Raw genomic sequence first — 24,653 nt, 5'->3', positions numbered from 1 at the left:
TTTGAAAGTCCATAAAAAAGCGGAAGCTAAGCATGATCTTAATACAATCAATACTCGTTCCGCTTTTGATTCTTATTTGTGATAATGGCTGCCGGATTTAATAAAATCTGCTATTTCCTGCTTCTGCCCTTCATGCAGAGCCTCAACAATTTTGGAACCTACGATAACACCATCTGAAACCTTATTAAAGCGTTCAATATCGGTAAGACTGGAGACGCCAAAACCGGTCAGCACGGGAATGGAAGAAAGGCTGCTCAGCTGCTTTAAATGCTGATCCAAGTCATCGCGGTAGTTTCCAGCTTTACCTGTCACACCGTTAATGGCTACAGCATAGATAAATCCTTGAGCATCCTCAATCAACTCTTTTTGACGATCCAAACCGGTTGTTAAACTAACCAGCGGAACCAAAGCTAAATCCGTATTGTCTAAATAAGGCTCGATGAAATCCTTTTGTTCATAAGGCAAATCGGGAATAATCAAGCCTTTAACTGAAGTCTTTTTTAGTTCCTCAACAAAGCGTTCAAGGCCATATTGAAAAACAGGGTTGAAGTAAGTCATAATGACAAGCGGAACCTCAGTCCTTTTTTCTTGAAGCAGACTGATAATAGCTGCCAGCGAAGTTCCTTTGGCCAAACTGCGCTGGCCAGCCAATTCAATGACCGGACCGTCGGCTACAGGATCAGACCAAGGAATACCTATTTCAATAGCTGATACTCCTTGTTTTTCCAGAAAAGAAATGGTTTCAAAAAGACCGTCAAGACCTTTGGGATGGTCTCCTGCCATGATATAAGGAATAAAAAGTCCTTTCCCCTCTTCTTTGATTGCCTGTAAATGTGCTGTTAATGTCTTTGCCATGATTCTATTTTCCTTCCTGCTCAAAACGTTCTTTGACCTGCATAACATCCTTGTCTCCGCGGCCAGACAGACAAACAATAATAGATTTATCCGGTCCCAGTTCTTTGGCAACTTTTTGCGCTAATGCGATAGCATGACTGGATTCAAGGGCTGGGATAATTCCTTCTAAACGCGACAGCAGTTTAAAGGCTTCCAAGGCTTCATCATCGGTAATAGAATCATAGGTTGCTCTGCCGATTTCATTGAAGTAGGAATGTTCAGGCCCTACACCGGGATAATCAAGTCCTGCCGAAATAGAGAAAGCTTCCATGATCTGACCGTGTTCATCCTGAAGGACATTCATAAGAGACCCGTGAAGAACTCCCGGACGGCCTTTGGCAAAAGTTGCTGCGTGCTTATCGGTATCAAGTCCAAGTCCTGAAGCTTCTGCTCCATACATCGCTACAGACTTATCATTGACAAAAGGATAGAAGAGGCCGATAGCATTTGATCCGCCGCCAATGCAGGCTAGGACAGCATCCGGCAGCTGACCGCCGGAAATATCAGCATACTGACGTTTGGCTTCTTTGCCAATGACGGATTGAAAATCTCGAACAATTTCCGGGAAAGGAGCTGGTCCTAGGGCTGATCCCATAATATAATGGGTATCCTCAATGTTAGCCACCCACGAACGCAGCGCAGCATTAACCGCGTCTTTAAGAACACGTGAGCCGTCTGTCACCGAATGAACCTTGGCACCAAGCAGCTCCATGCGAAAAACATTGAGTGCCTGACGTTTGACATCTTCTTCTCCCATATAGATAGTGCATTCCATATCAAACAGCGCAGCGGCTGTTGCTGTGGCAACCCCATGCTGGCCTGCACCTGTTTCGGCAATGACCTTATTTTTTCCCATGCGTTTGGCCAGCAGCACTTGACCGAGAGCATTGTTGATTTTATGGGCACCGGTATGATTGAGGTCTTCGCGTTTCAGATAAATCTTGGCACCACCGATATGATCTGTCAGACGTTTGGCAAAATATAAGGGGGTTTCCCGTCCCACATAATCTTTAAAGAGAGCTGCCAACTCCTCTTGAAAACTAGGGTCTGCTTTGGCTTTGCGATAAGCTTCATCCAGCTCAATAACCGCTGTCATCAGGGTTTCTGGAATAAACTGTCCTCCGAAATTTCCGTAAAATCCTTTTTCATTTGGCTGATTATAAGTCATTTTTTCACACTTTCTATAAATTTGATAATCTTCTGACTGTCTTTTTGACCGTCCGTCTCTACACCAGACGACACATCAACAGCATAAGGAGAAAAATGATGGATACATTCCTTAACATTGTCTGCATTCAAACCGCCTGCGATAAAGAAAGGTTGCTCAATAGATTTATCCCGGAGCAGCTGCCAGTCAAAAGTCTCACCACTGCCGGCCATGGGAGCATCAAAAAGCAAGTATCTGGCTTTGCTTGATAAAACAGACTCTTTTGCTGTCACTTGAATCGCACGAATCATTGGCACTGAAATCTGATTTATCAGCTCCTCATCAAAGTCTCCATGCACCTGTACCAGATCCAGCGGAACTGTTTTGACGGCTTTCTCCAGCTCATCTAAGTTCGGACTGACAAAAACACCAACTGTTTGAACAGACGCAGGAATGTCTTTGGCTAACTCGTTAGCCTTCTCAAGGCTAACCTGACGTTTGCTGGGAGCAAAAACAAAGCCGATGTAATCCGCTCCGCTTTTAACTGCTGTAAGTACAGCATCTCGATTGGACAAACCGCAAATTTTAACCTTTGTCAACAGCCAATTCCTCCATCTTATCAGCAATGCTGTCTGTCTGCATCAAAGCTGTTCCAACAAGAATAGCATTGAAATAAGGCGCAAGCAGCTCACTATCCTGCCGGCTGAAAACACCGGATTCTGACACATATACACGGTCATCACGAAAGTGAGCTGACAATTCCAGACTTGTATTGATATCAACTTCAAAAGTTACTAAATTGCGGTTGTTGACCCCAATAATCTGAGCACCAATTTTGTGAGCAATTTCTAATTCAGGCAAATTGTGCGTTTCCACCAGCACTTCCAAACCCAAGCCAGTCGCAAAATCATAGAGTTCCTTGAGACGCTGCTTGGGCAGAGCTGCAACGATAAGCAAAATCACTGTTGCACCGGCATTGCGGCTACGGACAATCTGTTTTTCGTCAATGATGAAATCTTTTGCCAATGTTGGAATTTGCACTTTTTGCGAAATATCAGCTAAATAATCAATATTTCCCTTGAAAAAGACCTGATCTGTCAGGACAGAAATCATTGCAGCACCGGCAGTTTCATAGAGTGCTGCTTGCTTAATGATATCCACATCAAGATTGATATCTCCCATACTGGGACTGGCCTTTTTGACTTCAGCAATAATCTGCAGCTGGTGCCTGTTCTCTCTTAAAAAGTCAAACAGCCGATAGCTTTTGCGCAGAGGCTTTAAGTCTGGCATAGCCAGTTTTGCCACTTCCTCTTGTTTTTGTTTCAAAATGGTTGGTAAAAATTCTTTAGTCAACTTGCGCCTCCTGTAATGCCTGCAGCTTAGCATAAGCTTTCCCTGATGCGATAATCTCCCGTGCCAGATCAATCCCTTCTGCCAGATTATCTGCTTTGCCGTTGGCAAAAAAGCCAAGACCTGCATTAAGAACAGCTGTTTCAAGGTAAGGGCTAGGTTCATTCTTCAAAACACTGATGAGAATTTGGGCATTTTTCTGAGCATCCCCGCCTTTAATATCATCAAGACCAACTTCTGGCATGCCTAAGTCTTTAAAGGTAAAGCTGCCTTGTGAAATTTCCCCTTCATTGAGCAGTGTATAGCGATTGACACCATAAAGCGCAGCTTCATCCATATTGTCCGGCCCTGTGATAACAACAGCTCGTCTGCGGCCCAGAAGTTTTAAAACCTGTGCCAAATCATGCTGCAAATCAGCCTGATAGAGCCCCATGAGCTGTGTTTCCAGATCCATCGGATGGGTTAAAGGACCGATCAAATTCATAATAGTCGGAATCCCCAAGGCCTGTCTGGCCGGTGAAATATAGCGCATGGCTGGATGCATTTTCTGAGCAAAGAGAAAGGCAATGCCTGTTTGATCTAAGACTTGTCCCAGTTTTTCCGGAGCCAGATCAACGGTAATTCCTAAGGCCTCCAAGACATCAGCAGAGCCTGATTTTGAAGAAATGGAGCGGTTGCCATGTTTAGCGACATGGATGCCGCCGCCAGCAAGGATAAAGCTGCAGGTAGTGGAAATATTAAAGCTAAAGGATTTGTCACCACCCGTGCCGCAGTTATCCATGACATTTTTTGCCTGACTGGGAATCAAAACGGCATTTTCTTTAATGGCCTTGACCAAGCCCAAAATTTCTTCAGGTGTTTCACCCTTGATTTTTAAAGCTATCAGAAAGGCTGCAATTTGTGCTTCTGTCAGCTGGCCTTTTAAAATTTTTTCGGCAACGCCTGTCATCTGATCTTCTGATAAATCTGTTTGAACAGCTAATTTTTCAAAGATTTCTTTCATGATATTCCCTTTCTAAATGTTTCCTACTATCTTGACAAAATTCTCAATCATCTTTAAACCTTGGGGGGTTCCGATTGATTCCGGATGATACTGCAGACCGTAGATAGGCAGCGTTTTGTGCTGAATGGCCATAATTTCTGCGTCATCTGCGGTTCTTGCCACAATCTCAAAATCTTTTGGAATCTCTTCGACTGCAATCGAATGGTAACGCATAATGTCAAGTGTCTCAGGCAGTCCCTTAAAAATCGGGCAGACTTTGCTGACAATCATTTGGCTCTGCTTGCCATGCATGACCTGATGAGCCAAGCCCAACCGTCCGCCAAAACTTTCAGCAATGGCCTGATGCCCTAGGCAAATACCTAAAATTGGTTTCTTCCCTGCAAAATCTTTAATTAAACGCTCCATTTTTCCCGCATCAGCCGGCCAGCCGGGACCCGGGGACAGAACAAGTGCGCGGGCTTCATCTGCTCTTTCATAGAGTTCTGCTGCATCATTTCTAAGAACTTTGACATGAGCAAACTGTCCTAAGTACTGGGCTAAGTTATAGGTGAAAGAGTCGTAATTATCAACCAGTAAAATCATAGAACTTCTCCTATTCTAGTCATGGCTTTGGCCTTGTTAATGGTCTCATAGTATTCATTTTCGGGTACGCTGTCATACACAATTCCTGCACCGGCCTGAACATAGGCCTTGTGATTTTTAATAATCATCGTCCGAATAGCAATGGCAAAGTCCATATCGCCGGTTGCTGACAGATAGCCGATGGCACCAGCGTAAATGCCGCGCTTTTCCTTTTCTAGTTCATAAATACGGTTCATGGCACGGATTTTCGGAGCACCGGATACTGTACCCGCTGGCAGTGTTGATTTGAGAGCATCCATGGCGCTTAATTCTGATAACAGCTGACCCTTTACCACACTGGTCAAATGCATGACATAGCGGAAAAATTCGACTTCCATGTATTTGGTAACTTTAACCGTTTCAATTTCAGCGATTTTTCCAATATCATTGCGTCCCAGGTCCACCAGCATCCGATGTTCTGCGGTCTCTTTGACATCTGACTGTAGGTCCTCTGCCAGCGTCCTATCTTCTTGTTCGTCTGCTCCCCGAGGACGTGTTCCTGCGATAGGATTGGTAGTGACTACCCTATTTTTGACAGACACTAAACTCTCAGGACTGGCACCTATAATCTGATAATCGCCAAAATCATAGAAGTAAAGATAATTGGAAGGATTAGTGATACGCAAATTACGATAGAAGTCCAGCGGTTTGCCAGTAATATCTGCTGAGAAGCGCTGACTGAGCACGCACTGGAACATGTCCCCCTGACGAATGAGCTGTTTGGCCTTAGTGACCATATCCCTGAACTCACTTTCTTCCAAGTGATTCTTAAAGGTCAGCTGGTGCAGGTCGCGTTCTGAAAATTCATCATCAGACTGGGTCTTTAAATCAGCTAAAACCTTCTCAAGTGCTGCCTGCTGAGCTTCTTCGCTTCTGCCGCTATAAATATTATCTTCGACAATGACCACTTTTTCTTTTTTATGGTCGAAAATCAGGTAAGATTCGTAAACAAAAAACTGCATGTCTGGCGTTCCAATGGTATCTTGAGGAATCTCGCCAATCCCTTCATAGAGGCTGATCATATCATAGCCGACAAAACCAATGGCACCGCCGTTAAAAGGCAAATCCTGAGATTCCTGTGACTTGACCGTCAGCTGACTGAGATAATCCAAAGGATCACTGTCAATAACTTTGCCATTTTCTGTCAGCTGTCCATCTTCAAATTTGATTTCAAAAACTGGATTGTAAGCAACAATTGAAAAACGGGCATTTTCCTTTTCGCGCGGGATTGATTCCAAAATCACTTTGTGTTCGCCCTGCACGCGCATATAAGCAAGGATGGGGGTCAAAATATCAGCATTTAATATTTTTTTCATGATTAGGCTCACTTTCTATTCATTTCATGATTGCTATTGACACTCAGCTCTAAAGCTGTGAAGGCTTCAATCATAGCTTGCCAGACAGTAAGCGCAACATCTGGTGATAAGCCCAGTTTCTCTGCCTCCTGCTGCCTGCTTAAAAGGACTTGCCGCACTCGCTCAGGAGCTTTGACAGCTGCTTGACTGCCAGCTGGTTTTAACCGTCCAATTTGTTCCACTATTTGCTGCCGCCGGGCTAATAGGACTAATAATTGATGATCGATCTGATCAATTTGATTTCTTAGATTCTGGATATCTGTCATAACTGCACCTACATGGGAAATTTTACATAAATACAAAAACCCTCACACAGAAAAATCTGTGTGAGGGCGTTACATCTAGCTAACACGGTGCCACCTCAGTTAACGGGATAGGATAGTCTTTCCCCGTCATCTCAACCTCCTCCAACAAGGAGTTGCACAGTAAGGGGTGCACACCTGAAGAATATTGTTTATCTTCACTTTATTGACAATCAGCCCACTTCCCAAAATCCTGCTATCTGTTCGCAATAACCACAGACTCCCTGAAAACATAAACCTTGGTACTTTTCTGATTTGCCTACGATTATACACTTTCTAAAAAACAAATGCAAGCCCTTTTGAACGACTTTTTACTGAATTTCCAAAAAAATCAGAATTTTGGCTTAAAGACAAAGGCTCACTTCGCTCGCCAATAAATACCACTCATTTATCGTGATGTCGGTATTAATTTGAGACTTTGGAGTTTTTCAGAGAAATTAAACTAATTCATACCAAGACCAATACCTTCCTCACATTTTGTAACAGTAGAAAACAAGTCAGCCAAGCATAAAAATGCTATAATAAAGTAGTTGCAAACACTACTGATGCCCTGTCAGAAAGGAGACTTCCAATGAAACTCATTACTGCTACATTTTTTATTAAAGCGGACAAAAGAGAGGCATTTCTAGCAGATGTCACGCCTCTGATTAAGTCATCGCGTGCAGAAACTGGAAATCACAATTACCAGCTGTATGAAGCTGTGGATCTGCCCAACCAATTTGTCATGGTTGAAGAATGGGAAAATCAAGCTGCAATTGACCAGCATAACACCAATCCGCATTTTCTTCATTTGATGGAACATTTAAAAGATTACAGTACAGCTGATCCTATTATTAAGGTTGCAGAGCTATAGAAATACCAAAAAAAAGAGTGAGATTCAATCGAGATTTGGCAGAAATCGATTTTTCTCACTCTTTTTTGCTAAACGGCTACAAACAGACTTGCCCTAGTCCATCATACCTGCCTGCAGCTGATACATTTTGTGATAGGTTCCTTCTTTGGCCAACAGCTCATCATGGGTGCCTGACTCGATGATTCTGCCCTTATCAAGGACATAAATACAGTCTGCATCCTGAATAGTTGACAGGCGATGGGCAATAGCAATCGTCGTCCGTCCTTGGCGCATTTTGGCCAGCGAATTCTGAACAATTTGCTCGGTTTCTGAATCAATATTGGCTGTAGCCTCATCCAGAATCAAAATTTTAGGAGCGCTGGCAACTGTTCTGGCAAAGGCCAGAAGCTGCCGTTGACCAGTTGAAAAACTGGATCCGCGTTCGCTGACGGGTTCATCATACTTCTGCGGTAGTTTTTGGATAAACTGATCGGCATCAACAAACTGGGCCGCCGCTTTAATATCTTCATCGCTCACATCTTGGTACATCTTGATATTGGATTTAATGGTCCCATGGTAAAGAAAAGGTTCCTGCAGAACTAGGCCGACATTTTTGCGCAATTCTTTCTGGCTGTATTTTCTGATGTCAGTTCCATCAATGGTAATCTGACCCTTTTGAAATTCATAGAAGCGCATAAAGACATTGATAATAGATGACTTCCCTGAACCGGTCGATCCGACAAAGGCAATGGTCTGACCTTGACTGACCTTAAATGAAATGCGGTCTAAAATTTGATTTTCTCCATCATAAGAGAAGGAAACATCTTTAAATTCAATATTTCCGGCAGTAATTTCAGCATTGCCTTCATCTTGAACGGGCTCATAGCCTTGTTCATCAATCAGATCAAAAACACGGCCGGCTGAAACCATAGACGTTTGCAGGGTCGAAAAGTTTTGCGTGACTTCAATCAAAGGGTCAAACAGACGGTTAATATACTGGATGAAGGCATACATCATACCAGCTGAAATCCCTATTGCTTGCCAGTTAAAGCCGAAATAGGCCATCAGCAGGGCATAGGCTAGCAATTTCAAAAGAGACATGGCCGGACGCAGAAAAAGACTGTCCAAGGCCATTGAACGATTAGCATAGTTAAAGTGTTCTTCGTTGATGGTCTCGAATTCCGCTTTCAAACGCTCTTCCTGACCAAAGGCCTGGATAATACTGATGCCCTCAATACTTTCCGACAAGTTGGTATTAATATCACTCAACAGACTGCGAGTTTTGGCTATTACGCTGACAGACTTTTTACGATAGAGATTGACCAAAATAAAAATAAAAGGAAGAAAGAACATGACGAGCAAGGTCAGGCGATAATTGAGCATCAGCATGGTATAGAGGGTCACGCTAAAAATAAAGATTGCAGAAATGAAACTGGACAGAATCCCTGAAAACATTTCACTGATGCTCTCAGTGTCATTGGTCAGCCGCGATACGATGGAGCCTGCTGGTGTCTTATCAAAGTAAGACATTCCCAGCTTCTCCATATTGGCAAAAGCGTCCTTGCGAATGTCGCGCACAACGCTGAAGGAAACACGGGCAAAAAGCAGGTTTCCCAGATACTGTAAAATGGTCTGCAAAACATAAAGGAGATAGTAACCCAGCAAAAGCGAAGCAGCAGCTTGGTTAAAATTTGTCAGAAAATGGTCAATAAAATAACTAGCAACTAAAGGAATGACACTTTTAATCACCGTCGTTGAAAGGAGAAAGAACAAGGCAAAAAAAGTCAGCCATTTATAAGGCTTTAGATAAGACATCAAGCGCAGAAACACGCGGCCTTGGTGGTCGTTATTCTTCATCACTGTCTCCTTTCATTTCTAATTGTTGGGCTTCATAAGTTCTTGCATACCAGCCCCCTGTTTGAATAAGGTCATCATGGCGGCCGCGCTCAATAATCCGACCGTCCTGCAAAACCAAGATAAGATCAGCATGCACTACTGCACTCAGCCGGTGAGCTGTTATGAGGGTCGTTTTATCCTTACGTGTTTGCTTGAGATTATCAATGATAGCATGTTCAGTCTTGGCATCAACCGCTGACAGGGAATCATCCAGAATGAGAATATCTGGATTTAAAATCATGGCACGGCTCATAGCAATCCGCTGCTTTTGTCCGCCAGAAAGAGAGACCCCTTTTTCACCGATAATGGTTTCAAATCCCTGAGGCATGGCTGCAATATCATCATAAACCTGAGATAATTTGGCAGCTTCTTCAACTGCTGCCATGCTCAGTTGAGGATTGCCAAAGCGGATATTCTCTAAAATAGACATGGCAAAGAGAACTTGATCCTGCGGCACATAGCCAATGAGACTGCGCAGGTCTGTCAGACGGTAGTCCCGAATGTCATGACTGTTGAGATAGATAGCCCCCTGATTGACATCGTACTCACGCAAAAGGAGTTTGAGAAGACTGGTTTTGCCTGAACCTGTCTGTCCGACAATTCCCAAAGTCTGTCCTTTTTCTAAAGTGAAATGGATATCATTAAGCGTCTCCTCATTATCATAGCTGAAGTGTTCAATAGCATATTCCAAACGGCCATTGTGAATGTCTGGCAGAGGATTTTCTGGAGCTTTAACGTCAGATTGTTGCGATAAGAGACTCATGATACGCTCATAGGAAACCGCTCCGCGCTGCACAATATTAAAGAGAAAACCAATTGCCATCAAAGGCCAGACCAGCATATCCAAATACGTCACAAAAGTAACCAGACTGCCGACTGTCACTTGGTTATTTTTTACAAAAAAGGCACCAACCAAAAGGGTTAAGGTATAAGAAGCCCCTACAAACAAGAGCACCAAGGGATCAAACATGCTGTCATACTTCATGGTCGTCATGTTTTTAGCAAAAGTCATCTCATTTGTTTCCTGAAAAGCAGCTAGTTCATCTGTCTGATAGCCAAATGACTTGGTTACCTTGATGCCTGAGACACTTTCCTGAACCTTGTTATTAAGCTCTGAAAAAGCAGCCTGAGACTGCTTGAAACTCTCATGTGTCTTGCGTCCCAGACGGCTGGTTGCAAAAGCCATTAGAGGCAAAGGAATCACTGCAATCAAGGTCATCTGCCAGGAAATGCTGAAAAACATAGTCATTAGGGTGACCAAAGCCGTAATTGAAGCATCAACAGCAGACATGACGCCACCTCCCGCCAGACGGGTCAGGGAGTTAATATCATTGGTCGCATGCGCCATCAAATCTCCTGTCCGGTATTTCTGGTAAAAAGAGGGAGACATTTTTGTAAAATGTTCAAAAAGACGAGAACGCATAATTTGCCCCAGACGGTAGGAAGTTCCTAAAATATAAATGCGCCAAACATAGCGCAGCCCATACATGGCAAAGGCAGATAGCAATAGGTAAAAAAGATCCCACAAAAGCGTTTCTCTCGTTAGACTTTTACGGGTAATATGGTCAATAACATGCCCCATGACCTTGGGCGGAATCAGGTTGAGAACGCTGACTAGGCTAAGAGCCAGTATCCCAATCAAATAGCGGCGCTTTTCCAGTTTAAAAAACCACCATAAATTTTTAATAACAGACATCTTTGCCCTTTCTATTAATCATCATAAGAAAAATCCCCCACGATGAGGGAATAATGCTATTATAAACCTTAGAGTCAACTCTAAGTCAAGTCAGCTGACTGCCGATCTTTCTTTGATTTTTCTTTGCAGCCACTGGTAGGAGTAAAAAGCCAGAACACCACCCAGAGTATTGGTCCATAAATCATCGATTTCAAAAACACGGTTGACATTGAAAAGGGCATCTAAGAGAAGCTGGCTAACTTCGATAAAAAAGCTGATGCTAAAAGTAAGCACTGCAATTCTTTTTAAACTGCGGAGTTCTTTTTTCAGCAAAAGCAAAGATAAAGCAAGAGGATAAAGTAGCAAAATGTTGCTGAGATTTTGTCCTAAAATCCAAAGTAGACGCCAAAAACTGTTGATTTTCCCAAAATTAACCAAGGAATTAAAGGGAGTTAAAAGAACAACAAGGCGGCCATAGTGCTGAATCCCTGGCGTTTTGACCTGCCTAAAAGGCTGCGGCAGAAAGCACATAGCACAGACAGCAAGTGCATAAAGACAGAGCCCCCATCTGACTGCACTTTTTCCCAAAGGCGTTAAGTCGCCATCTTTCTCCCAAAATCCTGACATTATTGAGCAGCCTCAGCAACAGCCTTTTGACGGTCGCGCTTCATCGTATTTGAGCGCAGCTGACCGCAGGCTGCATCGATATCAGTTCCGTGTTCCTGCCGAACCACACAGTTGACGCCGTTTTTCTTAAGCACATCGTAAAAAGCGTCCACGCGCTCTTTAGGACTGCGGCTGTATTGATCATGCTCAGTCACAGGGTTGTAAGGAATGAGGTTGACATAAGAAAGCTTGCGGATTTTCTTTGTCAAATCAGCCAGTTCCTGTGCATTTTCAGGATGGTCATTGACCCCATTTAGCATGATATACTCAAAAGTGACACGACGGTTGGTTGTCTCAATGTAGTATTCAATAGCTGCAAAAAGCTTTTCCAAGGGGAAAGAACGATTGATCCGCATAATACTGGAACGCAGCTCATTGTTGGGTGCATGTAGGGATACCGCCAGATTAACCTGGACACCTTCATTGGCAAATTCTCTGATTTTATGAGCCAAACCTGATGTTGATACTGTAATATGACGGGCACCGATGGCAAGACCATTGTCATCATTGATGGTTCGCAAGAATTTAATGACATTGTCGTAATTATCAAAAGGCTCACCAATTCCCATTACCACAACATGGCTGACACGCTCACCCTGACCGCGTTCATCAAAATATTTCTGCACCAGCATAATTTGAGCAGTGATTTCTCCATTGTTGAGATCGCGCTGCTTTTTAATCAGGCCGCTGGCACAGAAAGTGCAGCCGATATTGCAGCCAACCTGTGTGGTGACACAGACTGAAAGCCCATAGTGCTGGCGCATAAGCACCGTTTCAATCAGCATACCATCAGGCAGTTCAAAAAGGTATTTGACAGTCCCATCGGCCGATTCTTGAACAATGCGCTGCTTAAGCGGATTCAGGCAGAAATTGTCATTTAAAACGGCAATAAAATCTTTGGAAATATTGGTCATTTCTTCAAAAGATTGGACACGCTTGCGGTAGAGCCAATCCCAAATTTGTGCAGCCCGAAATTTCTTTTCTCCGTGCTCTACTGCCCAGTCAATCAATTCATCACGGGTTAGGCCGTAAATAGATGGTTTCATAAATATTATCAAGAACCCTTGAAAACCAGCAAACATTAAAAAACTGCCGATTCCCTTCAGACTCTCCTTTGTCCTTTCTACTTTTCTTTTTTCCTAATGACAAAATTTTTCTTAGCCTCGTGAATTTCCTGCAGGACTTCACGCTCCTGCGCTTTTTCTCGGCGAAGCTTATCTTGAAGATTCATCCTAGTATTTTTATTAAAACGCTTTTTCCTGCGATTATCACGGCGTCTTCGTTTTTGAGAAGCATCTTCTTCATTTTTGATTTCTTTAGGATTTGGATTTTCCAAAACAAAATAGGCGCAGCCAAAATTGCAGTATTCCTTGAGATAATCATCCAGAAAGCCAATATAAGGGTGCTGACTTTTAGCTTTTGACTTTTCTTTATAAAATCCCTTAAGTCGCAGCTGTTCATTACCCCAATCGCCCACAATATAGTCATATTTCAGCAGAATTTCTGAAAAACGCTGGCTGAAAACCGTCGCATTAAAAGCATTTTTGACATTTTCTAAAATCAATAAATCGATCTCATCACTCTTAACATGATTGTCAAAAGTGATAAACTGAGGACCAGGGAATTTATTGTAATTGTACATGTCCGGAGAGATTTCTTTCCTCATAGGTCTCCTCTCAGATATTTTTCTACTGTCTGTCTCAGCAAATCAGGAAAAAGCAGCTGCCCCTGAAGCGAATTAACGCTAGTAAAATAGGGTGCAAAATAGTACTGATCAACTAAAACAAGACTCACTTTATCTTTTTTACCAGTAGCCTTATCATTATACACTATTTTTGCATTTTTGTAAGTAAAACCATTTGTCATAATCTTGCCAAACTGCCGGCCGCGAAAGCCCATACCGCGGATCTGCTGATGAGCCAGCAGATTGGCCTGTGAAAAAATATCGCGGCAGATGTCTAAAAGTTCCGCTTTGGTCACTTGAAATTTGACTAAGCGCATCTGATGCGGAAGAGACTGATGAAGGCTGGCCTTTGTCACCGTTTGTTCAAACGGTTCAACGACTAAACCGCTATTGATTATTGTGACATCTGCGTCAGCTGACTTAAGCATGGCCTCCATGACCATTTCTGCACACTCTTTCTGAGTTGGTTTTCGTGACAGCTTACAGACTAAATCTTCTGCCAGCTGTCTTTCTCCCTCTTGAAAGAGTTCTGCTGCAAAATCAGCATCGCCTTTTTCAGCATCCAGGTCACTGACAGATACAGCCTCAATAGCCATATCTGTTAACACACGATCCTTAAAGGTTAAATCAATCTGACCAACATGATCTCCATAGCGACCTGCTGCTGCCAGATAGGTTCCCTTGATAACTTCTCCTTCTTCAAATACATGATGTGTATGAGCCCCGATAATCAAATCAACTTCAGGAACGTCACGCGCTATCTTCTCATCCAGACGAATTCCCAGATGACTGAGTAAAATTCGAAAATCGGCCTTTTTAACTTCTGGCAGTGTCAAATCTCTCTTAAGACTGGCAATGGCATCATGAACTTGCCAGCCATTTGGCTGATAAGTCTTGTAATAAGGAAAGGTATAAGCCAAAAAAGCTATCTTCGTTCCTGCCTCAGTCTCATAAATAACATAAGGCTCAGCCCAAGCAGGACGGCCATTCCTGTCAGTCAGATTGCCCAGAACAACTTGAAAATCAGCTTTTTCATAGAGCTGATTGATCTCAGATTTGGCTAAGCCAATACCTTCATTATTACCAACTGTCGCAAAATCAATCCCCAAGTCATTCATCAATGCTACATTAGCTTTTCCGGCTGTCGCATCAGTCAAGGGATGGCTCTTATCCACATTATCACCAAGGTCACATTTCAGTACTTCCTTATCAGTTTTTGACTGCTCATCAAAAAAACGCTTGATCTTTGGATAAGCCTCAAAATGCGAATGTAAATCATTGATATGCAGAATTCGGATCTGTTCTTTCATATGGTCTATTTTAGCACTTTCACAGCAAATACCCAAAAATAAATGTTAAAACAAAATCAGAACAGAACAAAACCGTCTATTCTAGAAAACGATCTTGTTCTGTTCTTTTTAGCGATGTGTTTTTAAATAATCAATAGCATCCCTTACATTCTTAACAGGAACAATTTTCATTTTGCTGCCTAATTTCTTAGCAGCTTGCTTAGCTTCCTGATAATTGTTTAGAGCTTTAGGATTTTCTTTTAAAACAGCCTTATCAAGAGGATTATTAGGAACAAAGAAAATATCCGCATCGATTTTATCAGCAGCTGCAACTTTCATTCCGGCGCCACCAATATTTCCAACCTTACCATCTTCTTCAATGGTTCCAGTTCCTGCAATAACCCGGCCTTTACGAAGATCCTGATCAATAAGCTGATCATAAATATCCAGTGTGAACATCAGCCCAGCACTCGGCCCACCAACTCCGTCAGTACTGAATTTAATCTTATCGTCCGAAGCAACCTTAGTATGGTCAACCAAACCAATACCAATGCCATTTTTCCCGTTTGATAATTTGACAATCTTACCTTTTGCTGATTTTTTCTTATTTTCAGAAGTGTATTGAACACTAACCTTGCTGCCTAATTTTTGCTTAGAAACATATTTAATAAGGTCCTTTGAGCTGGAAAAGGTTTTGCCGTTAACGCCTGTTACCGTATCAGCAATGTTTAAAACACCTTTAAAGGTAGAATTTTGGCTGACATTGAGAACATAGACTCCCATATAATCAAGATTAGCCTTTTTATCAGCTAAATTGAGGGCTTCATAGATGGCTCCGTTTTGCGAGGTTTCCATGTAAAACTGATTAATGCGTATGTAGTCTGCATCACTGACGCCGCCGGTCGTTTCCTGAGCACTGGTAATTTCTGTAAAAGGCGTCAGCCAGGCATAAATGACCTGAAAAACAGTCGCTTTGCTGACTCCAACTGCTACAAAATTATAAGAACCCTTTTCCTTGTCTTCTTTATTATTAACAGTTAAAACCGTACGAATATCGTAAGCTCCGCCCGGCATTTCCATATAATAAGGCAGAGGAACTAAAAAGCAGCCCAAAATCAAAAGAAGACTAAAACTGCTAATCAGCCACCATTTATATTTTTTGATTGTTTTCAAACCTTTTCTCCACTTCTTTGATAACACTGGCCGGTACATACTTTTTAATATCGGACTTAAAATAAATCAGCTCACGCACATGTGTTGAATTAATATACTTCATGTCCAGCTTGGTCAGCAGATAGACTGTCTCTAATTCCGGCGCTAATTCTCGATTAAAAAAGTCCAAGCGGGCTTCATGCTCCAAATCCTCAGACCCCCGCAAACCGCGCACTAGATGCGTTACCTTTAAATCTCTGGCAACATCAACAGCTAAGGAATTACGAGCCATTATTACACAGACATTTTCTAAATCAACCACAGCGGCTTTTAGCATTTGCTGACGAACCTCAGGCTCAAATAGCCCAGCCTTATCCTTGTTATAAAAAATGCCAACATAAAGCTTGTCAAACAGTTTGCTGGCACGCTCAATGATATCCACATGCCCATTTGTCACAGGATCAAAAGAGCCTGCAAAAAGTCCAATTTTATCTGACATAAACCGTCACCTTTGATATACCATAAATTTTTTGTTTCCAGATGCCCAGCTCTGCAATTTCTTCCGGCAGCTCAACCGATTTATCCGTTTCACAGACAACCATAACATCCTCCGATAGGAGCTTTTGTTGGCAGAGTTCTTCAATATTTTTGACAATTTCTTCTTTCGCATAAGGTGGATCCAAAAAAACCAGATCAAATTTCCCGCTCAGGCGCTCCAAAGCACGCGCAGCTTCCATTTTCAAGAGCTGAAATTTGTCTTCTTCCTTGGTCATTTTGATATTGGCCTCAACAATAGCCTGAGCCTTACGGTTTTTCTCTACCAAGACAGCACTGTCCATCCCCCGCGAAACAGCTTCAATAGCAAGGCCTCCACTGCCGGCAAAAAGGTCTAACACACGGCCACCGCTAAAGTAAGGACCAATCATATTAAAGATGGCACCTCTAACCTTATCTGAGGTCGGACGGGTCGTTTTACCTTCCAAAGTTTTTAACGGACGACCGCCGTAACTTCCGGAAATAATTCTCATAAGAAGTATTATAGCAAATTTTCATATAATTTTCCTATTTCAAAACTGTTCTCCTAAATTTTAGCAATAATGTTAAACAACTATTTGCTCCTATAAGTTTAATATTTTAAAAGGTCTAGATAATTTTCTGGATATTTACATAATGATGACAATTATGTTATAATAATTACAATATATTAGGAGGTTAGTACAAAGATGAAAAAGGGAAAATCATTATTATCACTCATTACATTTATTGTCTTTTTAAGTTTTCAAATCTCTCCATTACCAACAACTACCAGTGTTAATTTTTTAACTGCTCCAATAGCATCCGCTGCTACCACATCAGCTAAAGAAATAACAATAGCTGAAAAAGCTGTTAAAAAGTTAGAGGACAATCAAACTAGAGAAAATCTAACCAAGGCTCAAAACAAGCTGAGCAAGGTAAGTAATATACAAAAAAAGAAAACGTTGCAGCATCGCATTGATCTTGTTGAACAAGCTATTATCATTAAAGAAGCTCAAGCAGCAGTTAAGTATTTAGAAGATAATCAATCCACCAGCAACGTTACCGATGCTAAGAATAAAACAGCTTTGGTTACGGATGAAGGAACCAGGGCAAATTTAACCAATCGCATCGCTCTCGTTGAACAAGCTATTATCATTAAAGAAGCTCAAGCAGCAGTTAAGTATTTGGAAGATAATCAATCCACCAGCAATGTTACCGATGCTAAGAAAAAAACGGCTTTGGTTACAGATGAAGGAACTAGGGCAGATTTAACTAATCGCATTGCTCTCGTTGAAAATGCTATCGCAGCTAAAGAAACAGCAGCAACCGAAAATGCCACAGCTGCTCAGGAAGATCGAATTGTTTATGTTACTGGCGGCGGAAAATCAAATGTTTATTGGTACAGTACAGATAGTATGCCATGGAACACTAATATGAATAACATTGTTCAAATGAAAGAATCAGAAGCCATTGCTGCTGGGAAACGGCATTCACTAACAGAACCTTAACGTAGATTGGGACTATATACCAATATCAGAAAAGAGCTTCCATCTTGAGGGCTCTTTTTATTTTTCCTCAAAAACTTTTTTTAGAATGAATTTTCATTTAATTCTTCTTGCTAATCGAGTAGAGGCTAATCACTAGCCCTTCTTACACCGCCGTGCGTGCCGTTCGGCACACGGTGGTTCAACTAACTTTTAACGCATGTCGTTTTAAGTAGTAATCCAAGCAAGAAACCACTCCACGTTTAGCGAGGACTGGTCAGACTGAAGACAAAGCTCTTAAAATTGAATTTCTAAGAGCTTTCAGACCGAAGACAAAGTTCTTAGAAATTGAGTTTCTAAGGGCTTTTCTTTCTTTTAAGGATATAATAAAAGAAAACGGTTGGTGAGGTAAGGCCAAGTTTAGATCCTGTTATGCTGGTTAAAATCCCTTTGATACAATGCTTTTACGGTATTCGCTCCATGCGCCAAACGATTAAAGAGATTGAGGTCAACTTAGCTTATCGCTGGTTTTACGGAGAGTCAAAAGCATCAAAAAGTTGTCACGAGATATCTTTGGAAAGAGGATATGGAGATTTGTGAGGACATTCGCCATCAAAGAGGAATGAAGGAACGCTACCAACATTGAAAAGAGGCCATTGAACGCCTCTTTGGGACAGCAAAAAAGTATTATAAGCTCAGATATACGAGAGAGATTGGCAAGTCCAAAATGGAAGACAAGGTTGGGCTGACTTTAGCGTGTTTAAATCTCAAAAAACTGGTAAAAATAATGGCAGGAAGGCCTTTTAATTTTGACCAAATTCAAGTAAATACCTTAGTTAATGTCACTTCAGGACATATCTGTCTAGAGAATTTTAAAAAAAGACAAGCCTCGAAAAAAAGAGCTTGTCTTTTGTCTGAAGCCGAGATAAAATCCTAGCTTTCCTTATTTTCTGTCAATATAAGCAAGGTTCTAAACTGTGATGTGCCTACTTATCCAAAAAATCAGTCTTACCCTGCGCTTTGATCTTGGCTTGTGCTGCTGCTAATTTTGCAACTGGAACACGAAACGGAGAGCAAGAGACATAGTCTAGACCAATGCCATAACAGAAGGCAATGCTTGATGGCTCGCCGCCATGTTCGCCGCAAATACCCATTTTAAGATCTGGTTTTGTTTGCCTGCCTAGGTCAACTCCTATTTCCATTAAACGTCCGATTCCTTTTTGTTCCAGCACTTGGAAAGGATCTTTTTCGAGAATGCCCTTGTCAACATATTCTGCTAAAAACTTGCCGGCATCGTCTCGGGAATAGCCAAATCCCAGTTGTGTCAAATCATTGGTGCCAAAGCTGAAGAAATCAGCATAGGCTGCAATCTCATCCGCTGTAATACAGGCCCGTGGAATTTCGATCATCGTTCCAACCCTATAGTCAACTGCACACTTTGTCTTCTCACATTCTTCCTGCATAATAGTATCGACTATCGGTCTTAAATAAGCTAATTCTTGAACGGTTCCCACCAGAGGAATCATAATCTCAGCCTTGACTTGTGCCCCTTCTTTGACAGCCAGACTGGCACCTTGAGCAATAGCCTTGACCTGCATGATTAAGATTTCCGGATAGGTAACTGCTAAACGGCAACCTCTGTGACCAAGCATAGGATTAAATTCTGCCAGTTCTGACACGCGTTTGCGCATGTCACTAAGGCTCAGCCCCAACTTTCCTGCCAAACGAATCAGCGTATCTTCGTCATGGGGTAAAAATTCATGCAAGGGCGGATCCAGCAAACGAATCGTTACTGATTTTTGATCCATCACTTTAAAGAGCTGGTAAAAGTCATCTCTTTGGAAGGGAAGAATTTTTTCCAATGCTCTTTGTCTGTCTTCTACATTATCGGCTAATATCATTTGTCTGACAGCCGGAATTCTTTCTTCGTCAAAGAACATGTGCTCCGTGCGGCAAAGTCCTATGCCTTCGGCACCGAAATCTACTGCTTTTTGAGCATCTTTAGGATTGTCTGCATTGGCAAGGACGCCCATATCGCGAACATCATCGACCCAGTTCATAAAGGTTTCAAAACTGCCGCTGATGTCAGCAGATTCCATATCTACAAGCCCGAGATAAACATTGCCGCTGCTGCCATCAAGTGAGAGGGTATCGCCTTCTTTTAGCAGTAAATCGCCAGCTGTGATTGTTTTGCTGATCTCATTAACTCTTAAATCACTGCAGCCTGCTACACAGCATTTTCCCATGCCGCGCGCAACTACGGCGGCGTGTGAGGTCATGCCCCCACGGGCAGTCAGGATTCCTTTGGCGCTGGCCATGCCTTCGATATCTTCTGCGGAAGTTTCCTGACGCACCAAGATGACATCTTCTCCTTCTTTAGCGAGCCGGGTTGCTGCTTCTGCCGAAAAGCAGACCTTACCTCTTGCTGCTCCCGGAGAAGCTGGCAGCCCCTTAGCAAGAACCTTAGCTTGCTTTAAGGAGCTTTCATCAAAAGTCGGATGCAGTAACTGTTCTAACTGCTTTGGTTCAACACGCATTATGGCTTCTTCTTTAGTAATCAGCCCTTGGGTAGCCAAATCTGTCACTATCTGAATAGCAGCCTTGGCTGTTCGTTTGCCGCTGCGTGTCTGCAGAAGATAAAGTTTACCCCTTTCAATCGTAAATTCAATATCCTGCATATCTCTGTAGTGATTTTCCAAACGCTGGGTGAGCTCTGTAAATTGCTGATAGATGGCTGGCATGTCTTCTTTTAATACTTCTATGCTTTGAGGTGTCCGAATGCCTGCTACCACATCTTCTCCCTGAGCATTAATAAGGTATTCACCAAATAAACGATGCTCCCCTGTTGCGGGATTTCTGGTAAAGGCTACGCCGGTTCCCGAAAGTACTCCCATATTGCCAAAGACCATCGACTGAACATTGACCGCTGTTCCCAAATGATGGTCTATCTCATTTAAATTGCGGTAAACAATGGCTCTGGGATTATTCCAGGATTTAAAAACTGCCTTAATAGCCAAGTATAGCTGTTCTCGAGGAGTTTGCGGAAAATCCTGACCAATGGCCTCCCGGTAAATGGCTTTAAATTCCTGAACAATTGCCTGCAGATTTTCAAGGGTCAATTCGGTATCTGCATGATAGCCATTCTCTTCTTTATAGCGATCGAGGACAGCCTCAAATTTGTCTTTGGAAATACCCATGGCTACATCCGAAAACATTTGAATAAAACGGCGATAGCTGTCATAGGCAAACCAGTCATTTCCTGTCGCAAGAGCCAAGCCTTTAAGACTGTCATCTGTCAGGCCTAGATTTAAAATCGTATCCATCATTCCAGGCATTGAAAACACTGCCCCAGAACGTATAGAAACCAGCAAGGGATTTTGATTATCTCCCAATTTTTTACCCTGCTCTTTTTCCAGCTGGGCTATTTGACTATCAATTTGACTGATAATCTCTTGACTAATTTGTTCATCTTGCTGGTAATATTCTCTACAGGCATCCGTCGTAATGGTAAATCCTTGAGGAACAGGCAGGCCAATCCGTGTCATTTCTGCCAGATTAGCTCCCTTACCTCCAAGCAGATTACGCATATCTTTGTTACCTTCATTAAAGCTGTAAACGTATTTTTTTGACATATGAACTCCTTTAATTAGCATTGTATTTCTAACGAAATAATTGAGGAACCTCGATTCAAAATGATTGAAATTGATACATCCTACTTCGTATCCACTTCACTTAGCCTATCCATAATCAATCCGGCCGTCTCTTCAATAGAACGGTGCTCGATATCAACGACTGGGCATTTAAGCGCTTTCATTATTTTGTAAAAATAATCCAACTCTTCTAAAATACGATTTTTCTGGGCATAATGGGCCGTTGAGTTCAAGCCCATTGCCTTAAGCCTTTGACTTCTCATTTTATTTAAGCGTTCAGGTGAACTGGTCAGCCCGACAATTTTTTTAGGGTCTACTTCAAAAATTTCCTTAGGCAAAGGCACTTCCGGGATCAAAGGCAGGTTTGCCACCTTTAGCTGTTTGTTAGCCAAATAGATGCTCAAAGGTGTTTTAGATGTTCTGGAGACGCCCAGCAGCACTAAGTCAGCTTTTAGAAAACCCCGCGGGTCTTTTCCATCATCGTATTTAACAGCAAATTCGATAGCTTCGATGCGGTTAAAATAGGACTTGGTCAGCTGACGGATCTTTCCAGCTTCTCTTAAAGGAACTTCTTCTACCTGCCGGCTCATTTGCTTGAGCATGTCACTCATCAAATCCACAAAGCATAGCTTTTCATTTTGACAGTACTGACCGGCAAAATCAGCCAGCTTCTCATCTACCAAACTAAACATGACCATAGCTTTTTGTGCTTTTGCTTCTTCCAAGGCTTCTTTTAGTGCTTCCAAATGATTAACGTAAGGAATCCGCTTCAGCTCCCAGTCTTTATGATTGGGAAATTGACATATTCCGGCCTGGGCCATAGACTGAGCCGTCTCTCCAGAAGAATCCGATATGATATATAAGATTGTATTTTCTGCCATTTGATCTCCTACTTACTCAGGATGTATGATTTCAACAAATAAGTTTGCAACAATTGTTTTTGAAAATTTTCCCAATACCTTAAGTTTTTCTTCATTACCGTCTTCGGCTCGCACAACTGGTAGACTATCAATTTCATTTCGAACTAATAAAGCAGCTGCCTGAGGAACCAAGGTTTCTTCTTTGATTGTTAAAATGTTAGGCATCCGTGTCATTACGGTAGCGATGGGCAAATGGCTGACATCTGCACCTCCGATTGTAACCTTTAACAAGTCCTTACGAGACACGATTCCACATAAATAATCTTCATCATCTAAGACATAAATACTAGACGAATCCTCCAGAAATAATCTGACAATTAAATCGTAGATCATATCATTTTGTCTTGCAATCACAGGCACCGTCATGACATCAGTGACCGATAAATCACTAACAGCACTAAGCCGCAAATCAGAATCCCCTTCTCCCAAATAGAAGTAGCCAACCTTAGGTCTAGCATCTAGAATATGAAACATGGTCAAAATGGACAAATCTGCTCGCAAAGCTGCTCTGCTGACATGCAGTTTGGCTCCAATTTTTTCCCCAGTAATTGGTTGATTTTCCTTAACAATATCAATAATTTTTAATTGTCTGTCATTCAGTTTAATTGGACATCCCTCCTTTTAAATGTGCTATACTATTTATTATATAGTGTAGTATATTAAAAAGAAAATCATTTGTCAAGAAAAGAACAACCCCCTTTTGACTACAGTCAAAAAGGGGGGGATCTTATTCATTGGACAGCCTAAGAAGCTCATCAATCAAGGGTTTGTAATCCACTTTTGCAAAATCGGTGACATCAATTTCATACAAGGTTCCTAGGGAAAAGTCATTGTATTTTCTGTCTTCAATAATCTTCTGAAAGTCCTCCTTGGTGATTAAATCATCTGCCAGGCGTCGATCAGAAAGCCTATCACTATGGTGAAAATGTGTCATGATGAAGCTCAAATGCCTGTCATCGGCTAAATCACGCGCCATGCGCCTTTGCCAAAGGACTTCGAAGTCTGCCACCAAGCGGATTGTGATGACTGAATAATCATGCTTTTGTGATAAGTCCTGCAGCTGCTTTTTTTGTTTAAAGGAAAAGGGATATTCTGTCACAATAAATTGTTTTCCGACACTCATGTAAAGCTCCAAAGCCTGATAATAATAAGACCAGACCTGTTTTTCCAAAGCTACCTTTTCCTGTAAATTATCAAAGCCGACACTTTCAGCCATGTCTTCTTTGAACTCATCAGGCGATACGGTATAGATTTGAGGCAGGGCTTTGCGTATCAAACGCACCAAATAGCTTTTTCCCGTTGCTGGCGGACCAGCTAATAAAACAAGATATTTTTTCATCACTCTATTCCACATGCAAAGGAGACTCCAAGTTCATAAACAGAGTCATTTTATGCTTGACGATTTCCTTAACTTTTTGATTGGCCGGAATAACATTGTAGCGCAGCGATTTATTGACCGGACTTTCACCAAAAGCCGTCTTAGCTTCCTGTGTCCAATTGACCAGCAATTCTGTACCGACATTAAACTTGCGAATGCCATTATTGATTAATTCAGGATAGTCCGCTTCTTTGACCCCTGTTCCGCCATGGATAACTAGGGGAACATCCACGGTTTGATGAATTTCTTTTAAGAGAGGGATTTTAACATCTGTTTTAGACTTGAACTGGCCATGGTTTGTTCCAATAGCTACCGCTAAAGCATCGACCTCAGTCTCTTGAACAAAAGTAAGGGCATCTTCCGGCCGAGTATAAATTTTGTCATCTTCTGAAACGGAAATGCCTTCTTCCGTTCCTCCGATGGTTCCCAGTTCGCCTTCAACACTTACCCCTCTGGCATGAGCATAATCAACAACCAATCTTGTTTTTAAAATATTTTCTTTAAAGGGTAAATTAGAGCCATCAAACATGATGCTGGAATAGCCAGCCGCTATAGCATCCTGAATGGCATCTAGGTCTCTGGCATGATCTAAATGCAGAGCCGCATCAATCATATAATGATCAGCTAATTCCTTGACCACCGCAGTGATAACCGAATAACCAATATATTTGGCCGTTTCAACACTGGTCTGAATAATGATGGGAGCTCCCACTTCCTTGGCAGCACGCATCATATCCGGCAGCATTTCCAGATTGTGCATGTTAAAGGCGCCAATGGTCATGTTTAGTTTTCCTGCTTTGTCTGTAAGTTCTTTCAAAGTCCTGTACATCGTATCCTCC

General features: G+C 42.1%; 24 protein-coding genes and 2 pseudogenes. 4 read left to right on the top strand and 22 right to left on the bottom strand.

Annotated features, from left to right (window positions below; translation table 11 throughout):
• Window positions 1-72: 72 nt before the first annotated feature.
• From trpA to SCSH_RS04370, 8 genes are read right to left on the bottom strand one after another with little or no spacing between them, the layout of a single operon-like run.
• Window positions 73-855, bottom strand: coding sequence for a tryptophan synthase subunit alpha (gene trpA / locus SCSH_RS04405; protein WP_057490683.1), 783 nt, complete (start codon window positions 853-855; stop codon window positions 73-75).
• 4 nt (window positions 856-859) lie between these two features.
• A complete protein-coding gene (trpB, locus tag SCSH_RS04400; protein ID WP_057490682.1) occupies window positions 860-2,062 on the bottom strand; it encodes a tryptophan synthase subunit beta in 1,203 nt (400 codons plus the stop codon).
• The gene (locus SCSH_RS04395) at window positions 2,059-2,640 is read right to left on the bottom strand and encodes a phosphoribosylanthranilate isomerase (RefSeq protein ID WP_057490681.1); all 582 of its coding nucleotides are present in this window, start codon (window positions 2,638-2,640) and stop codon (window positions 2,059-2,061) included. Before SCSH_RS04395 ends, trpB begins: the two co-directional genes overlap by 4 nt.
• Window positions 2,627-3,394 carry an indole-3-glycerol phosphate synthase TrpC gene (trpC, locus tag SCSH_RS04390; RefSeq protein ID WP_057490680.1) on the bottom strand — a complete coding sequence of 256 codons (768 nt, stop codon included), beginning with the start codon at window positions 3,392-3,394 and terminating at the stop codon, window positions 2,627-2,629. The genes SCSH_RS04395 and trpC overlap by 14 nt, the downstream gene beginning before the upstream one ends.
• Complete coding sequence (gene trpD, locus SCSH_RS04385; RefSeq protein ID WP_057490679.1) at window positions 3,387-4,394, bottom strand: anthranilate phosphoribosyltransferase; 1,008 nt, start codon at window positions 4,392-4,394, stop codon at window positions 3,387-3,389. The genes trpC and trpD overlap by 8 nt, the downstream gene beginning before the upstream one ends.
• Window positions 4,395-4,406: 12 nt before the next feature.
• Window positions 4,407-4,976, bottom strand: a complete 570-nt coding sequence (locus SCSH_RS04380) for an aminodeoxychorismate/anthranilate synthase component II (RefSeq protein WP_057490678.1) — start codon at window positions 4,974-4,976, stop codon at window positions 4,407-4,409.
• Complete coding sequence (gene trpE / locus SCSH_RS04375) at window positions 4,973-6,334, bottom strand: anthranilate synthase component I (protein ID WP_152972512.1); 1,362 nt, start codon at window positions 6,332-6,334, stop codon at window positions 4,973-4,975. The genes SCSH_RS04380 and trpE overlap by 4 nt, the downstream gene beginning before the upstream one ends.
• A 5-nt stretch (window positions 6,335-6,339) precedes the next feature.
• On the bottom strand, window positions 6,340-6,636 hold the full coding sequence (locus tag SCSH_RS04370; RefSeq protein WP_057490676.1) for a chorismate mutase: 297 nt from the start codon (window positions 6,634-6,636) through the stop codon (window positions 6,340-6,342).
• Between the two features lie 607 nt (window positions 6,637-7,243).
• Between SCSH_RS04370 and SCSH_RS04365 the strand changes: the two genes are divergently transcribed.
• On the top strand, window positions 7,244-7,525 hold the full coding sequence (locus SCSH_RS04365) for a putative quinol monooxygenase (protein ID WP_057490675.1): 282 nt from the start codon (window positions 7,244-7,246) through the stop codon (window positions 7,523-7,525).
• Between the two features lie 93 nt (window positions 7,526-7,618).
• Here SCSH_RS04365 and SCSH_RS04360 read toward each other — a convergent pair whose 3' ends face one another.
• The 9 genes from SCSH_RS04360 to rsmD form a co-directional block, all read right to left on the bottom strand.
• Complete coding sequence (locus tag SCSH_RS04360) at window positions 7,619-9,361, bottom strand: ABC transporter ATP-binding protein (protein WP_057490674.1); 1,743 nt, start codon at window positions 9,359-9,361, stop codon at window positions 7,619-7,621.
• Window positions 9,351-11,096 (bottom strand): ABC transporter ATP-binding protein, encoded by a 1,746-nt coding sequence (locus SCSH_RS04355; protein WP_057490673.1) that lies wholly within the window; start codon window positions 11,094-11,096, stop codon window positions 9,351-9,353. The genes SCSH_RS04360 and SCSH_RS04355 overlap by 11 nt, the downstream gene beginning before the upstream one ends.
• A gap of 90 nt (window positions 11,097-11,186) precedes the next feature.
• Window positions 11,187-11,702 (bottom strand): VanZ family protein, encoded by a 516-nt coding sequence (locus SCSH_RS04350; protein WP_057490672.1) that lies wholly within the window; start codon window positions 11,700-11,702, stop codon window positions 11,187-11,189.
• Window positions 11,702-12,787, bottom strand: a complete 1,086-nt coding sequence (gene rlmN / locus SCSH_RS04345; RefSeq protein ID WP_057490697.1) for a dual-specificity RNA methyltransferase RlmN — start codon at window positions 12,785-12,787, stop codon at window positions 11,702-11,704. Before rlmN ends, SCSH_RS04350 begins: the two co-directional genes overlap by 1 nt.
• Window positions 12,788-12,864: 77 nt before the next feature.
• Complete coding sequence (locus SCSH_RS04340) at window positions 12,865-13,407, bottom strand: YutD family protein (protein ID WP_057490671.1); 543 nt, start codon at window positions 13,405-13,407, stop codon at window positions 12,865-12,867.
• Entirely contained in the window at window positions 13,404-14,735 is a 1,332-nt protein-coding gene (locus tag SCSH_RS04335) for a bifunctional metallophosphatase/5'-nucleotidase (protein ID WP_057490670.1), read from the bottom strand. Before SCSH_RS04335 ends, SCSH_RS04340 begins: the two co-directional genes overlap by 4 nt.
• A 108-nt stretch (window positions 14,736-14,843) precedes the next feature.
• Window positions 14,844-15,887 (bottom strand): SepM family pheromone-processing serine protease, encoded by a 1,044-nt coding sequence (locus SCSH_RS04330; RefSeq protein ID WP_057490669.1) that lies wholly within the window; start codon window positions 15,885-15,887, stop codon window positions 14,844-14,846.
• Window positions 15,865-16,365 (bottom strand): pantetheine-phosphate adenylyltransferase, encoded by a 501-nt coding sequence (gene coaD, locus SCSH_RS04325; protein ID WP_057490668.1) that lies wholly within the window; start codon window positions 16,363-16,365, stop codon window positions 15,865-15,867. The genes SCSH_RS04330 and coaD overlap by 23 nt, the downstream gene beginning before the upstream one ends.
• Window positions 16,355-16,894, bottom strand: a complete 540-nt coding sequence (gene rsmD / locus SCSH_RS04320; RefSeq protein WP_057490667.1) for a 16S rRNA (guanine(966)-N(2))-methyltransferase RsmD — start codon at window positions 16,892-16,894, stop codon at window positions 16,355-16,357. The genes coaD and rsmD overlap by 11 nt, the downstream gene beginning before the upstream one ends.
• Before the next feature lie 195 nt (window positions 16,895-17,089).
• Between rsmD and SCSH_RS04315 the strand changes: the two genes are divergently transcribed.
• The 3 genes and pseudogenes from SCSH_RS04315 to SCSH_RS10880 all read left to right on the top strand — a co-directional run.
• Entirely contained in the window at window positions 17,090-17,890 is an 801-nt protein-coding gene (locus tag SCSH_RS04315; RefSeq protein WP_057490666.1) for a hypothetical protein, read from the top strand.
• A 387-nt stretch (window positions 17,891-18,277) separates the two neighbouring features.
• Window positions 18,278-18,403: pseudogene (locus tag SCSH_RS11460) on the top strand (transposase); the annotation flags it as partial.
• Between the two features lies 1 nt (window position 18,404).
• Window positions 18,405-18,803 (top strand): annotated as a pseudogene (locus SCSH_RS10880) (transposase); the annotation flags it as partial.
• 49 nt (window positions 18,804-18,852) lie between these two features.
• Here the strand turns inward: SCSH_RS10880 and ppdK are convergent.
• The 5 genes from ppdK to SCSH_RS04290 form a co-directional block, all read right to left on the bottom strand.
• Window positions 18,853-21,498, bottom strand: coding sequence for a pyruvate, phosphate dikinase (gene ppdK / locus SCSH_RS04310; protein ID WP_057490665.1), 2,646 nt, complete (start codon window positions 21,496-21,498; stop codon window positions 18,853-18,855).
• An 80-nt stretch (window positions 21,499-21,578) separates the two neighbouring features.
• Window positions 21,579-22,397, bottom strand: coding sequence for a pyruvate, water dikinase regulatory protein (locus SCSH_RS04305; RefSeq protein ID WP_057490664.1), 819 nt, complete (start codon window positions 22,395-22,397; stop codon window positions 21,579-21,581).
• Window positions 22,398-22,409: 12 nt separating this feature from the next.
• Window positions 22,410-23,036 carry a helix-turn-helix transcriptional regulator gene (locus tag SCSH_RS04300; protein ID WP_503167504.1) on the bottom strand — a complete coding sequence of 209 codons (627 nt, stop codon included), beginning with the start codon at window positions 23,034-23,036 and terminating at the stop codon, window positions 22,410-22,412.
• A gap of 127 nt (window positions 23,037-23,163) precedes the next feature.
• Window positions 23,164-23,775 carry an AAA family ATPase gene (locus SCSH_RS04295; RefSeq protein ID WP_057490662.1) on the bottom strand — a complete coding sequence of 204 codons (612 nt, stop codon included), beginning with the start codon at window positions 23,773-23,775 and terminating at the stop codon, window positions 23,164-23,166.
• Window positions 23,776-23,779: 4 nt separating this feature from the next.
• Complete coding sequence (locus SCSH_RS04290) at window positions 23,780-24,643, bottom strand: class II fructose-bisphosphate aldolase (RefSeq protein ID WP_057490661.1); 864 nt, start codon at window positions 24,641-24,643, stop codon at window positions 23,780-23,782.
• Window positions 24,644-24,653: the final 10 nt, after the last annotated feature.

It is taken from the genome of Streptococcus orisasini (genome assembly GCF_001431045.1).
Taxonomy (GTDB): domain Bacteria; phylum Bacillota; class Bacilli; order Lactobacillales; family Streptococcaceae; genus Streptococcus; species Streptococcus orisasini.
Note: the sequence above shows the minus strand (reverse complement) of the source record. Positions and strands in the feature narration are given on the sequence as shown.